Genomic DNA, 13542 nt, shown 5'->3' with positions numbered 1-13542 from the left:
GTCACCTGCCGTCCGTGAGAGCGCAGAGCACCGTCAGGTCGTCACCGGTCCGCGCCGCCCCCGGCCCGGAGAGCAGGGCGCGCAGGGGTGTGGCGTCACCGCCGTTGGCGCGGAGCGTGGCCGCGAGGCCACAGAAGAACCGCTCGGAGGGCAACGGTCCTACTTCGGGTGGGAGTTCGCGTACGGAGGGGTGGTCGAGCGTCAGGGCCGCACAGCCGTCGGTGGCGAGCACGACCCCGCTCAGCTGCGGCTCCCAGACCACGAAGGACCGTAATCGCAGCGCGGCTCCGGGCGACGAGAGGAAGACCGTCTCCGGCGCGCCCGGAGCGGGCGGCGGGAGGACCAGGTGGCACCGCTCGCGCACCTCGCGGGCCGGCCCGGACCCGTCGGGGTCGCGGGTCAGTACCGTCCCGAAGCAGTCGCCGACCGAGAGGAACGCCACCCAGGGCGGCCGCACGACGGCCGCCGCCAGCGTGGCGGCGAGCGCGCCGGCGTCCACCGGCTCCGACGGTTCGACCACCGACTCCGACGGTTCGGCCACCGCCGACAACACGCCCTCCACCGCCCGCCGGTAGTCCGCGACGATCCTGGCGCCGGCCTCGGCGATCCACCCGGTCCACACCTCCGGAGCGTCCCCCGCCCCGGGGATGTCCTCGGCCAGGATCCGGCAGGCGGCGTCCACGGCGATGTGCGCGCCGAGCGCGCTGCGCTCCCTGCCTCCGGCGCCGTCCGCGACGGCCAGCACCGCCGTCCCGCCCAACTCGACCGCTTTGAAGGCGTCCTGGCAGCCCTGTCCGCGGGCCAGGTGCGCGGTTCCCTGGACCGCGGCCCCCGCGACGATCACTGGTACCGCTCCTCGAGCAGGCGCAAGCGCCGCTGCCGGTCCACCAAGTCGGCCACCTGTCCGTGGATCTCGTCGGCGGCCTGGACCGCCCCGATCCGGTCCGAGCTCTGGAACAGCAGATCGAGGATCTGCCCGAAGTCCAGGCCCTCCAGCATCAGCGCCCCCTTGGGGGCGAGGACCCGCAGCAGCTCCAGGTCGGCGCCGCTCACACCGATCGCCTGGAGCACGCATTCGCCCCGCTCCTCGCCGCGCCGCACCTTCTCCGCCGTACCGGCCAGGGCGGCGGGGTCCATCGGCTCCCCGTCGGCGTCGCTCGGGGCCCCGTCCGTCAGAACCCACAGGAACGGCCTGCGCACCTGGACCCGCTGTTCCTGCAGCGTCCGGTGGCGCGCCCGGCTCAGGTCGAGGGCGATCTCGACGGCCTCCGTCATCCGGGTGAGTCCGGATGCTTCCAGCCGGGGCGGGCGCATCCGGTCCACCGGTACGAAGAGCCGCTCCGGCGCAGCTTCTTCGACCGGAACCAGCTGTTCCCGGTCCGGGTCGAAGACCCGGACCCGCGAGTCGAAGGTGATCAGGCACACCTCGACCCGCGCACGCAGCCTCGGCTCCGCCCGCACCCCGTCGAACCAGCCGGCCAGCGCCCGGCTGAGCTCGTCGATCCGGGGACTCCCGGCCGGGCGCCCCATGGAGGCCGAGGTGTCGAGGAGCAGGACGACGGGCTGCCGCTCGTCATTGCCCTGCGCCAGTCCGAAGCCGTACTCACTCATCCCCCCACACCCCACCCTGGTCCGTCGGGGCCGCCTCGCGGGCGACGCGCAGATCCCGCGAGGCCTCGTACCTCACGACCACCTCCGTGCCCGGCGCCGCTCCCGGGGGCTCCGGGAGCATGCGCAGCAGCACTCCTTCGACCAGGACGTACGCGTCGGGATCGGGCCAGGTGATCACCCGGCCCGGCGCCCCGTGCCCCCACTCTTCCATCCCACCGCTCATGCGCCCACGCTAGGTGACAGCTCATCAACTATGGCCGTGACAGCGAAGATTACCCAGACCATGATCCCCCCGCACCCCCCTTGCGCGGCCCCGGTGCGCCCCTCGTGCGCACCGGAGCGCCCCTCCATTGCACCGGGTCAGCCGGTTGGCCCCTGGTCGTGCGCCGGGCGGATTCCGGCGGCGATGCGCTCCACCACCGCCGCGGCCTGCGGGGTGCGCACCACGAAGTGCACGTCCCAGCGCGCCCCGCGCGCCAGCTCCGCCTCCACCGCCGCCCACACGGCACCCAGACTGACCTCGTAGGACAGTCCGCCACGGCCGGAGCCGAGCAGCGGGAAGCACACCGAGGTCAGCGGCGGCACATGGCGGTCGCACTCCTCGGCCAGCAGCGCCAGGGCCCGGGACACCGCCCGGGTGACATCGGCCGGCAGCACGTCGTAATCGTTGGTCCCGGCCCGGGGCACGGCGATCGCCGCGTGGTAGATGCGCCGTACGCCCTGCGCCGCCAGGGCCCCCGCCCCGGTGGCCGCCACCGTGCCGGGCCGCACCGCACGTCCCGAAGTACCGTGCTGCTCAGCCCACTCGAGCAGCTCCGCGGGCAGTGGGTCGGCCAGGAGCTCACCGGTCATCCCGTGCACCGCGGCGGCCCGCCGCAGCGACGCGGCGATGGACGACTTGTAGGCCTCGGGCAGCGCGAAATGGACGTTGGACGGGGAGACGACCACGTCCACGTCACGCAGCAGGTCCACGGGGTGCACGTGCACCGTGAGGCCGACGGTCCGGCCGGCCGCCCGGACCTCCACGGACCGATGGGTGCCTGCCCCGCCCCCGTCCACCGGCCCCGCCGGTCCACCCGATCCGCCCGGCGCGGCCGCGTCCGCCGTCAGCCGCACGATGTGCTCGGCGACCTGGCCGAGGACCATCACCTCCTGGTCCTTGCGGAAGCGCTCAACGCTCACTCCGTAGACCGACGCCGCCCTGGCCCGGCGGGAGGACGCCGGCCAGTCCCGGGTTCCCTGGGCCAGGCCCAGGGTGTACTCGGCGGCGGTGCGCAGGGTCCCCGCGTCCAGGCGGGCCACCGCACTGCGCAACAACACCTCTATGGGCGCCCCCGGCGGCCGGGCGCCGCCGGAAGCGACCGTCGTCGCCGCCGCCTCGAGCCCGGGAAGCGCGCGCCCCCGCAGCCGGATCAGTCCCGCGCGCCTGACCTCCTTCAGTTCGGCGAGAAGTGACGTGTAATCAGAAAGAGGCAATGCCATGGGCTCACGATGACATCACCCTTCACAGGCGGACAAGCCGCGTACGGACGCCCGGGAGCGCCCGTACGGGGCGTCACCACCCCATGGGCTCCGACACCTCCGCCCACAACGGGTCGAGGAGCCGGTTCACTTCCTTGAGGCCCGCCGGGGATCCGAGGTCTTCGACACCCCGTTCCGGCAGCGCCTCCAGGGCCCGGCCGTGGCGGTCGTCGAAGCGATCGTGGAAGAGCACCACGGCGTGCTCGGGCCGGTTCCGCCGGGACTGCCATACGAGCCCCATGGCGTCGGGCGCCTGGGCCCGGATCTCGCTCGCCCAGCGCCGCGCCTTCGCATAGCTCCGCTCGTCGTCCAGGAGCTCGGCGTTCCGGCGTACGGCCGCGAGGTCGGCCTCACCGACCAGGGAAACCACGGTCAGTTCACACGTGGTGCGCAGCACGCTCAACGACCTGCCCTGGACGAGGGCGTAGGGAATCGTCCGCTTCTCGCCCGTCCAGGGCACGGAGCGCAGCACGCTCTCCGCGACGGCCGTCAGTGCGCTGTCGGCCAGGTACAGGCTGTGGTACGGGTCCAGCACGGTGCCTTCGAAGCGGCCGCCCTCGAAGTGGATGTCCGCAAGGGTGGGGTTGAACTGGGTCGCCCTGTACTTGGACTTGTGCACCCGCCACAGCTCCGTGCCGGCCGGGATCACCCTGAAGTTGGGGTGCAGTTCCTCCTTGATCATGGGGAAGAGCCTGATCATCGGCATGGAGTTGACCCTCATCACTCTCCCTCCACGAGTGCGATGGCCGCACCGACGAGTTCGTCGTCGCGCATCCGACCCAGCAACGACACCGGGGGCCCGCTCAGCCAGCTGTTGCCGCCGTACCACCACGAGGCGGCGCCCCGGGGATCGACCTCCGCCATGAGCAGCCGGTTGACCTCGAGCACCACCTCGTACGGGGTGCCGCCGCCGGCGGGGAACTGGAACTCCGGGTAGCGGTCGCCGTTCGGCGGGTCCGGCAGTCTGATCAGCTCGGGCGGTGGCGCCCCACCGCAGCGGGCCGTCACCTCGGCCGCCGAGAGGGCCGGCTCCCGGAGCAGCGGGTCGGTCGCGTGGTCGCCGCGCACCGCCGGGTCAGGCGTCGAGCCGGACTCTGGGGCAGGGGCAGGGGCAGGGGCAGGGTCCGGGGACGTCGAGCCCGTCTCCGCGGACGGGGCCTGGGCCTGGGCCGCCAGCAAGTTGACCAGCTTCAGCGCCTCCGTCACGGTCTGCGGCCCGGGAGGCGCGGCAACCAGCCGCACCCCGTCCACCATGGTGCGCACCGGATGGCCGAACGGCAGTTGCCGCAAGGCCAGCCTGACCCCCTGCAGCGCCCTGGGCACCGCCATGCCGTCGTCCGGTGACGCCTCGGCGAGCGCCTTCAGCCGGGTGAGGAGCAGCGCGTGCTGCCCGTCGTCGAGCGCGGTACGGATGGACTCCCTGTGCTCGCCGATCAGGGCGAGCAACGGCTCCGCGGACGGCCCGCGGCCCTCCTCGTTCATGCTGTCCCTTCTGCTGTGTTCGCCGAGCTCGGGCCCGGATGTCCCTGATGGATGAAGGCGGCCCAGAGCGCGGTCCGTTCCAGTCCCGGCTGTCCCATCTCCCGGAGCAGGTCGCCGCTGAGGGAACCAGGGTTCTCGCGGTGGGGGTCGAGCATCCACAACTGCGCGGCCCTCAGGGCGTCCACGGGGGCGAGCCCGTCGACGACCAGGTGGTGGTGGAACACCGCCATCAGCAGCGCGGAGGCACTGTCCTGGGCCAGCCACCGTGATCCCACGACGTCCCGCGCTCCGGCGGCGACGAACGCGGTGGTGAGGGTGAGCGCCTCGTCGTGGTCCCGCATGCTCAGGTCGGTCTGGCACGCACTCAGCACGACCAACGGCCCGTCGGACGGCTCCTGTCGGCCCCCGTGGTCGAGCAGCCGGGTCACCGTCAGCGGGGCCGGTGTGCAGGCGTCGTCGGCCACGAGGTTCAGGGCCGAGACCGTGGGACGGGTGCCCGCCGATCCGTGCGAGACCACGTGCAGCAAGGAGGTGCCGTCGGCGAGGAAGCCCAGGACGGCGTCGGGCGTGCCGGGCGGCAGTTCCTCGTCGTAGAGCGCGCCGCACAGCCGGGCGTGCGGATAGAAGACGTCCCGCAGGGTGGTGACCTCGGTATCGGCGTACGCCAGGCTCATCATCGGGTCGGCCACCAGAACGGGGAAGGTGGCCGGGTCCCTCGGCGCGCGCCGTGCCGTGCGCAGGAGTTGCCCGCCGGACGCCGCGTAGCTGATGACCGCCGTCTGGCAGAGCCGGTCGTGGGCGGCCTCGGCCGGGAGCCTCGCCGCGTGCCACGGCACGATGCCCAGGCGCCCGCAGGGCACGAGGACGATGCGCGGCAGCCGGTCGCGACGCCCTTCACCGGCTGCCGCCAGGCGCTCCTCGACCTCGCCGAGGAGCGGACCCAGGGCCTGGAACGCCCAGTCGCACAGGTCCTCCAGGGCCCCTTCCCACGTCCGGACGACGGCCGGGTCGTGGGGGCTGCCGTCCCGCGCCGCCGCTGCCTCCACGTACCGCGCGAGGGGCCCGCCCTCGACATCGCGAAGTTCCGTCAGCGCACCTGCACCGGCTCCGAGCTCCGGCCCCACCACGATCGCCAGGCCCGGGCCCGAGGTGTCTCCGGCCACCAGGTAGAGGAGTGCGTCCGCGCCGGCGTCGGCGAGCCCGTCAGCCAGGTCGCTCAGGGTGGGAGTGCCCAGGAGGCCCCCTTCCCCGCGGTAGCCGAGGGCATCGAGGGCTTCGCGGCGCAGCGTGCTCGGGAGCAGTCCGGGAACCTCCCCCGCGTCGCCGGGGGCCTCGCCGCCGCCGGCGGCCCGCCAGGCCGCCGCGAGGTCGTGGCGTCCGGCGGCCTCCAGCAGTTCGGGCACGGCCGAGGCGGTGGAGGCCGCCTGCAGGACCAGGGCCCGCCCCAGTTCGAGGGCCGTCACGGCCTCGTGCAGCCTGCCGTACGAGGCCGCCATGCGGGCCGCCCGTACGCCTCGGCTCGCCCCGGTACGGGCAGCCAGCAGCCCGTGCTCGACGCCCGACTGGAGGAGGACGTCGGCGGCGAGCGCCGTCAGGGCCTCCCCGGCGGCGTCCACGACCTCCGTGTCCTCCGGGTCCGGCTCGCCCTTCGTGCGGAGCCGGCGCAGGTGGTACGACTCGGCCAGCTGCCACAGCGCGTCGGCGGCGATCCGGGGCGCCCGGCCCTCCCGTACGCCGATCCGGAGCCGTTCGAGTTCCTCGATCAGGGCATCGAGCACGGCCGGGTCGCCGTCGAGGCCGAAGCGCATGCCCAGGGAGAGGGTGGAGGTGTAGAGGTCCTCCATCGAGGCGTCCGGGGGCGGGGGAACGTAGTCGGGGACCAGGCCCGCTCGCTCGCCGGTGAGGGCGGCGCGGATCAGGTCGAGCTCCCTCGCCCACGGCGTGGCCAGGTCACCGGCGAACGGCAGCCCGCTCGCGTCGGCACGTGTCATCCCCCGCTCGATGTGGGGCAGGGCCTTCAGCAGGGCGTCTTTGTCCCGGGTCAGCATGCCGAGCGAAGCATGGACCGTACCGATGGCCCAGTCGACGGCGAACCGGAGCGGGACGCTCTCGTCGACGACCGCCCCCAGGGCTTCGGCCTCCTCGACGAGTTCCCGGAGCCTGGGGACGTCCTCCGTCTCCCTCGCCTCCATCGATCGGAAGGTGATCTCCATCGCACGGGTGAAGGCGGCAGGGTCCCCCAATCCCGGAGGCAGCTTTCCGGCGGACCTTTGCAAGTGCTCGGCGACCGCACTGATGTGGGCACGTCCGGCCGACAGGTCCTGGTAGCTGCCGCCCACGGTCGAACTGATGCTCAGCAGGAGTGCCCTCAGACTTTCCAGGGTCTCCGACGCCGATTCCAAGCCCGGCATGGGCAGGTCCTGTACCGAACGGAGCCTTTGGAGCAGCTCGTTGAGTGCTTGCGGGTCACCGCTGCCCAGGACGGAGTCGAGCCCTTGGGTGGTCGCGTTCACGGCGTCCAGGGCGGCGATCATGTTCCGGAGGGCATCGGGGTCGAGCGGGGGGCGCGGCTCGGGAGCCGGGGCCGTCTTCGGCTCGGGAGCCGGCTGCGGCTCCGGCTCCGGCTCCGGCTCCGGTACGGGGTCCGGGTCCGGCTGCGGTACGGGGTCGGGGTCCGGGTCGTCCGGATAGAGATCCCGCTCCCACACCGGCCCAGGGGACGCGGCGGAAGGCTGCCCCGCCGACGCCATCGCCCCGAACATCCCGTCGATCATCTGGTTCAGCTGACCCGCGAACGGCGAACCGGGCGGCACCATGCTCGTCATCAGATCGGAGAGTCCCCGAGCGGAAGGGGCCGAGAAGAGCGCCTGCGCCTGGCGCAGCGGACCGAGCAGCTCCGGTGACAGCGGCAGCTCCGCCGCTTCGTCCATCAGCGTGCCCAGCTCGTTCGCCTTGGCCACCATCCCGGCGGTTCCCGCCTGCCGGAGCCAGTCGACATAGCCGGAGAGGTCGGGCGCCGCCGCGAAGTGTCCCTGCTGCGGCTGGATCGGAGTCACGTGGCTCATGAGGAACAGCGCCGCCCACCGCCGCTCTTCCCCGGTCACCACCGCCCCCAGCGGCGCCGTACGGTCCCGGGCTTCCCGCAGCATCCGTTCGGCCCGCTCCCGGTCACCGGCCGAGCCGGCCCCCGCCGCGTCCCTCAGGGTCAGCGCACCGGCCAGCCACACGTTCACCGAGCCGCGCAGGACCTCGTCGTGGTCCAGCAGCCCGGCGAGCTGGTCGAGTTCGGCGACCGAGGCCTTGGAGGCATGCGGCGACAGCTGACCGCCGCCCATGCCCGGGAGCTGCCGCTTCACCCGCTCGATGGCGTCCGACACCCAGGTGCGCAGGCCCTCGACGCCACCGCTCTCCTCACTCACCCGCATCCCGCCTCTCCGGGCCCCCGCCCACAGCCCTCAACAGCCTTCACCCGCCTGTGGATCACCCCCACTATGCCGATCCGAGGCGCGGACCGCCTCGACTTCCCCCGCTTCGCCCCGCCGACGACCCGACTCCGCCCGGGAAGCTCGCCGCCGGCTCCGGTCGGCCGCCCGCCGGGTCGGCAGCGCGGACATCAGTGTGCCGACGACGCCCGCGACCGGCACCGGTGCAGCGCTCACCACACCGATGTCCGCGCTGCCCCTCCCCCTTGCTCCCCCCACACGAGCAGCGAAGCATCGGACGGCGTGGCGGTGAAGGCCGCACCCGGATCTCGCCCGTTGTTCGCCCCGTTCCCGCCCCGCCGGGGCCGGGGAACGGAATCCGGCTGGGCACCCCGGGGTGCTCTCCGGGCGAATTCAGGTCGGCTCGTGGGAAGTTGGCGGCGATCAGGTACCTACGGAAGCCGCCCTGTGACCATCATGGGCCGTAGGGAACGACCTGATGGATTCACCGGGGCGGACGGGGGCGTGGAGGCATGGCGGACGAGGAGGAAGCCGGCGGGGTCCGGGCGGTGCATGCCTGGGCCACCGGGGCGGCGGAACGCGCGGCCCGGCTGATCGGGCGGGGGGACGAGAACCACCCGGTGTCCGCGGAGGAGTTCGAGGAGTCGATTGCCGAGCTCTCGAGGCTGCGACACCTCCTGCACCACGACCGCTTCTTCGGCAGGGTCACCCTGGTGCTCGGCGCCCTGCACGCCACGCGCCACCTCTCCGAGCACGGAACACCGGCCGACTCGGAGCAGGCCCGGCGTCTGCTGGACGAGGTGCGGGATCCGGCGACGGCCGCCGGGGAGCTGATGACGGACGAGGACAGGCACTGGGCGGCGATGTTCCTCATGATGGTGTCGAGCCACACCCAGCCGGGCCACGCGGCCGGGCCGCCCCCGGACATCTGGTCCGTCCTCGACCGCGCCCTGGTGACGGATCCCGCACAGAACGCCGCCGAGGCTGCGCGGCTCTCGGCGCTGGCCGCCGAGATCGGCAAGCTGCCGACGCTGCCACCGGAACTGCAGGGCCAGTTGCAGCAGATGCAGGACATCCTGTCGTACGTGGACCAGAGCGACCTGTCGGACCCCGACACGCTCTTGGCCATGCTGCCCCCCGACTTTCCGCTCAGGGATCAGCTGCAGACGCTGCTGGGCCTGATCCCGCCGGGCACCGACCCCTCAGCCCCACGGGCACCGGGCACCACCGTTCCGACTCCTACTCCGACTCCTACTCCGACTCCGAAGCCTGAGCCCGAGCCGGAGGACCAGGCCGACATCGCCGTCACAGGCGCGTGGTTCACCGCCGTGCTCGGCCTGTCGGAGGCGATGAAGACCGGCGAACCCGAGTCCGTCAACCGGCTTCTCCAGCGGCTCGGCGGGCAGCTGGACAGCCTTCCGGCGGGGCACGGCCAGGCCTCCGAGATCCAGAACCTGATGCGCATGGTGCTGCAGACGGCCGCGCCACTCGGGGGCAGCCGGGTCGACGGCGTCGATGCCCTCCGGCACATGGAGTCCGTCGTCGACCACTACACGCAGCGGGGAGCCGTTCATCCCGGAGAGGCCCACCTCGCTGTCGCGGCCCGGGCAGCCCGTCTGTTGGTCGGCATGCTGGCCGCGGAGAAGGCGGAGGACGAGGGCGAGTTCCTGCGACTGATGGACGAAGCGGACGCACTCGAAGCCTCCGTGCCCGCCGATCATCCGTTCCGCTGGATGGTGATGCTCGCCCACGGTTCCGGACTCGTATTGCTCGGCGAACTCACTCACGACGACGAGACCGTCGTGCGCGGCCTGGAGCGGCAGGAGGCCGCCCTGACGGCCAGGCCCAAGGATGAGGCCGCGTTCCCCATGGCACAGCTCGAGGCGGTCATCGAAGGGATGCGGGCCTCGCGGGCCGTGGTGAGCCGTACACCGGACCTCATGCCCAGCCCCGCTCCGCCGGACCCGGGTGCCTCGACCAGTACCCGGTACCTCGCCGCCATGACGGCGGGCCTGCGGTACTCCACCACGCAGGACCCCGCCGATCTGGACGCCGCCATCAGCGGACTGGAACACGTCCGTGACGAGGTCCGGCAGGGCCGGTCGCAGCTCATTGCCTTCCCCGCGCTGTGGCAGCTCGCGGAGTGCTACCGGATCCGTCTGGGCCGTACCAGGGACCCGGCGGACCAGGACGCCGCCACGGACGCGGCAATGGAATCCCTGCAGGCGCTCGCCGGTGACGTCGTCCTGCAATCGGGCCCCGAACACGGGCTGTTGACCGCCCGTACCGGGGCCGAGCGCGGGGTGCAGGCCGCCATCTGGGCCGCTTCCCAGGGCCGGGTCGAGGAGGCGGTGGCCGCGCTGGAACTGGGCCGGGCCCTGGTGCTGCAAGCCGCTTCCGCCTCTCGGGCCGTACCGGAACTGCTGGAGGCCCGCGGCCACCACGGCCTCGCACAGGAGTGGCGCGCAGCGGCACCGGCCCCGGCCCCGGCCCCGGACCGATCCGCGCCCGGAGCCGGAGCGGTGCCCGACGCGCTCCCCCGCGAGCTGCCCAGTTCCCTGCGGCGCCGGGCCCTGGAGGCCCTGGGCCACCGCGAGCGGGACGGCGCCCTCTTCCGTACCCCCACGGTCGACGAGCTCAAGGCCGGGTTGGCCGAGGGTGACGCGGACGCGCTGGTGTACCTGCTCGCCGGCGAGGGCAGCACGCCGGGCATGGCGGTCGTGCTGGGCCCGGACATGGGCACCGGCGTACGGGCCCTGCCGCTCCTGTCCGGCGAGCAGAGCGGCCCCCTGGAGCGGTTCCTCGACGCCTCGGCCGCGTATCAGGTCCGGCCCCCCGCGCCGGGGGCCGCGCAGACCTGGGAGGACGCACTGTCCGAACTCTGCGACTGGGCAACGGACGCGGTGATCCTCCCGGTGATCTCGGGCGTCGCGGAGCGGCTCGCCGCGAACGAGAACCGGCGCAGGGACCGCCCCGGGGGCCCCAGGATCGTGCTGGTGCCCTGCGGCCGCCTGGGTGTCGTGCCCTGGCACGCGGCACGGCTGCCGGCCGCGGCACCCAGCGACTACGTGTGCCAGATCATGGTCATCAGCTACGCGGCGTCCGGCCGCCAGTTCCTCAACACGGTCCGGCGCGGCAGGCGCGCCCCGGCAGACGCCCCCGTCCTGGTGGCGGACCCCACCATGAGCCTCCCGTACGCGGAGCTCGAGGTGGTGGCGCTCCAGCAGAGCCTGTACCCGCGGGCGCGCCTGTACGGGGAGTTCTACGAGCCCCCCGTCGAACCCGCGGCGGCCGGCACTCCGAACGACCTCCTCGACGCCCTGGCCGGGGCCCCGTCCCTGCTCCACGTGGCCTGTCACGGTTCGGCCGGCACCAACCCGACCGCATCGGCGCTGCGCCTGGCCCCCGACGCGGACGGGCCCGAGGGCGACCGGACCACCGACCTGCTCACCGTCTCGCGGCTGCTCGATCACCCCACGGGGGAACAGGACGCCCCCGACGGACCCCTGGTCGTGCTCAGTGCCTGCGAGACGGACCTGAGCAAGCGCGACCACGACGAGGCACTCACCCTGACGAGCGCCTTCGTGGCGAACGGAGCGCGGGACGTGGTGGGATCCCGGTGGGCGACCAGGGACTCGGCGGCGGCCCTGATGATGGCCGTGTTCCACCACTACCTGACCGTCGAGGGACTGAGCCCCGTGGACGCGCTCCACTCGGCCCAGAGTTGGATGCTCGACCCGGAGCGCGAGAATCCGGGCTCCCTCAGCGACAGCCTGCTCGAGGAACTGGCCGGCGGTCCGGAGCTGCAACACCCGGCGGTCTGGGCCGCCTTCGTCCACCAGGGCCATCCGGGCCCGTCCCGGGTCAGGAATCCAGCCAGATCGGATTGGTGAACGCGGCGGGTGCGCCGGGCAGCGGTGGCGCCTGCGCCGGGTGGCGGACCTCCGCGCGGACGTACGCGGCCCGCGCGGGCGTCGTGCGCCACTCCAGGGAGGTCGCCGCCGGCGCCGTGAAGGCGAGCCCCTGGTCCGTGACCAGCCGCAGGTCGCAGGCCTCCGCCCCGGTCACCGACAGTCGTACGAGGACCTCCGCGGCGGGGTCGCCGACCCGCAGCCGCTCCCCCATGCCCGCGTGGGTGCCGCGCGGGCCGACGGCGGTGAAGTCGAGGGAGACGGCGGAGGATTCGGCGGCGTAGGCGCGGCCGGCGCGCAGGCCCGCCAGGATCGCCGTGCGCGACAGGTCGTCGGCCAGGACCACCGTCTGGGGTCCGCCGATGCGGTCCGGGTCGCGGTGGTAGTCGCTGTGCGCCAGGGCCGGGAGCCAACGATCGCCGTGGGCGCCGCGCAGGGTGGCGTCCCAGGAGGCCAGGGAGACCTCGTCGTCGGGGGTCCAGGCGCCGTTCCACACTTCCACGGCGTCGGCTTCGCCGAAGCCGAACTTCCAGGCGCATCCGATGCAGGTGGCGTGCGGGTGGGCGGGGACGACGAGTCCGCCGGCCTGTCGGACGGCGCGGGCGAACCGCTCGAAGCGGCCGTCGCGGGAGCGGTAGCGCCAGTCGACGAACGTGCCCGGGTCGGTGCCGACGGCCAGGACGTGGCCGGTGCGGGTGGTTATCTCCTCCCCCGCGAGGACGAGCAGGCCCTGGTCGGCGGCGCCCGCCCAGGCGGTGTGGGAGCTGTGGGTGTTGTGTTCGGAGGTGTTGACGAAGTCCAGGCCCGCGGTGCGGGCGAGGCCGACGATCTCGGCCGGGGTGCGGCGGCCGTCGGATTGCACGGAGTGCACGTGGCAGTCCCCGCGGTACCAGGCGCGGCCGCGGCCGGGAAGCCGTTCGGGCGGGTAGGTCACGGGGGCGGGGGGCGCCGGTTCGCCGTACGCGAGGACCACGGTGATCTCGTACGGCAGGCCCTGGGGGGCCACGGTGTAGGGGCCGAGGGCGATGTGCCAGCGGCCGGGCTCCAGCGGGCCGGGCACGTAGCCGGGGGTGGCCCCGTCGGTCCGCAGGAAGAACTCGCTGCGGGCGCCGCCGGACCACCCGCGGAAGCCGCGGCCGCCGAGGGCGGTGCCGCGCTGGTCGAACAGGCCGATGTCGAGGGCGTTGCCCGGAGTACCGGGCGGGGTGGGCGGCTTGTCGTAGCGGTAGGAGACGCGCAACTCGCGTACACCCGGGGGGATGTCCACGGGGACGTACACAAAGCCGGGGCTCCGGGCGGGATCGTGCCGCGCAGCGTCGTGGTGGTGGTCGGCTCCGTGTCCGCGGCCGCGGCCGCGACGGAGGGGCTCGCGGCGATCGTGGCCGCCGCCGTTGCCTGTGCCAGCAGTGCTCGTCTACTGAGGGCCATGGTGCCGAGCATCACCGGGCGAGATGAATCCGGCGTGAACCGACGTACACCGCGCTGACGGATCGCGCTGACGGATCGCGCCCAGGGTCTTGCGCGACACCCTGTTCCGTTTCTACTCTCTCGGCCAATGGTTAGGAACCATTCCT

The 13542-nt window shown here is 73.4% G+C and carries 8 protein-coding genes and 1 pseudogene; 1 reads left to right on the top strand and 8 read right to left on the bottom strand.

From position 1 onward, the window contains the following. Position 1 precedes the first annotated feature (1 nt). From ACFVX6_RS20105 to ACFVX6_RS20075, 7 genes are all read right to left on the bottom strand, one after another. Positions 2 to 844: a protein phosphatase 2C domain-containing protein gene (locus ACFVX6_RS20105; protein WP_389693202.1), complete on the bottom strand. Its 843-nt coding sequence runs from the start codon at positions 842 to 844 to the stop codon at positions 2 to 4. Continuing rightward, complete coding sequence (locus ACFVX6_RS20100; protein ID WP_389693200.1) at positions 841 to 1611, bottom strand: hypothetical protein; 771 nt, start codon at positions 1609 to 1611, stop codon at positions 841 to 843. The genes ACFVX6_RS20105 and ACFVX6_RS20100 overlap by 4 nt, the downstream gene beginning before the upstream one ends. Further along, a complete protein-coding gene (locus tag ACFVX6_RS20095; RefSeq protein WP_389693198.1) occupies positions 1604 to 1834 on the bottom strand; it encodes a hypothetical protein in 231 nt (76 codons plus the stop codon). Before ACFVX6_RS20095 ends, ACFVX6_RS20100 begins: the two co-directional genes overlap by 8 nt. 137 nt (positions 1835 to 1971) lie before the next feature. Further along, on the bottom strand, positions 1972 to 3093 hold the full coding sequence (locus ACFVX6_RS20090; protein WP_389693196.1) for a hypothetical protein: 1122 nt from the start codon (positions 3091 to 3093) through the stop codon (positions 1972 to 1974). A 73-nt stretch (positions 3094 to 3166) separates the two neighbouring features. Beyond that, positions 3167 to 3838 carry an RES family NAD+ phosphorylase gene (locus ACFVX6_RS20085; protein WP_389693194.1) on the bottom strand — a complete coding sequence of 224 codons (672 nt, stop codon included), beginning with the start codon at positions 3836 to 3838 and terminating at the stop codon, positions 3167 to 3169. A gap of 14 nt (positions 3839 to 3852) precedes the next feature. Beyond that, entirely contained in the window at positions 3853 to 4614 is a 762-nt protein-coding gene (locus ACFVX6_RS20080) for a hypothetical protein (protein ID WP_389693192.1), read from the bottom strand. Continuing rightward, positions 4611 to 8033, bottom strand: a complete 3423-nt coding sequence (locus tag ACFVX6_RS20075; RefSeq protein WP_389693190.1) for a CHAT domain-containing protein — start codon at positions 8031 to 8033, stop codon at positions 4611 to 4613. The genes ACFVX6_RS20080 and ACFVX6_RS20075 overlap by 4 nt, the downstream gene beginning before the upstream one ends. Positions 8034 to 8569: 536 nt before the next feature. On the opposite strand from ACFVX6_RS20075, the gene ACFVX6_RS20070 reads away from it, so the two are divergent. Next, on the top strand, positions 8570 to 11950 hold the full coding sequence (locus ACFVX6_RS20070) for a CHAT domain-containing protein (RefSeq protein WP_389693188.1): 3381 nt from the start codon (positions 8570 to 8572) through the stop codon (positions 11948 to 11950). Here the strand turns inward: ACFVX6_RS20070 and ACFVX6_RS20065 are convergent. Beyond that, positions 11922 to 13408: pseudogene (locus tag ACFVX6_RS20065) on the bottom strand (CehA/McbA family metallohydrolase). The gene ACFVX6_RS20070 and the pseudogene ACFVX6_RS20065 overlap by 29 nt on opposite strands. Between the last annotated feature and the right edge of the window lie 134 nt (positions 13409 to 13542).

It is taken from the genome of Streptomyces sp. NPDC058289 (genome assembly GCF_042880975.1).
In the GTDB taxonomy this organism is placed as follows: domain Bacteria; phylum Actinomycetota; class Actinomycetes; order Streptomycetales; family Streptomycetaceae; genus Streptomyces; species Streptomyces stoeckheimensis.
Note: the sequence above shows the minus strand (reverse complement) of the source record. Positions and strands in the feature narration are given on the sequence as shown.

Bases quoted from the DNA above. Each gene is read 5' to 3' on its own strand.
- ACFVX6_RS20095 (WP_389693198.1), bottom strand. From the start codon at position 1,834: ATGAGCGGTGGGATGGAAGAGTGGGGGCACGGGGCGCCGGGCCGGGTG.
- ACFVX6_RS20085 (WP_389693194.1), bottom strand. From the start codon at position 3,838: ATGCCGATGATCAGGCTCTTCCCCATGATCAAGGAGGAACTGCACCCC.
- ACFVX6_RS20090 (WP_389693196.1), bottom strand. From the start codon at position 3,093: ATGGCATTGCCTCTTTCTGATTACACGTCACTTCTCGCCGAACTGAAG.
- ACFVX6_RS20080 (WP_389693192.1), bottom strand. From the start codon at position 4,614: ATGAACGAGGAGGGCCGCGGGCCGTCCGCGGAGCCGTTGCTCGCCCTG.
- ACFVX6_RS20070 (WP_389693188.1), top strand. From the start codon at position 8,570: ATGGCGGACGAGGAGGAAGCCGGCGGGGTCCGGGCGGTGCATGCCTGG.
- ACFVX6_RS20100 (WP_389693200.1), bottom strand. From the start codon at position 1,611: ATGAGTGAGTACGGCTTCGGACTGGCGCAGGGCAATGACGAGCGGCAG.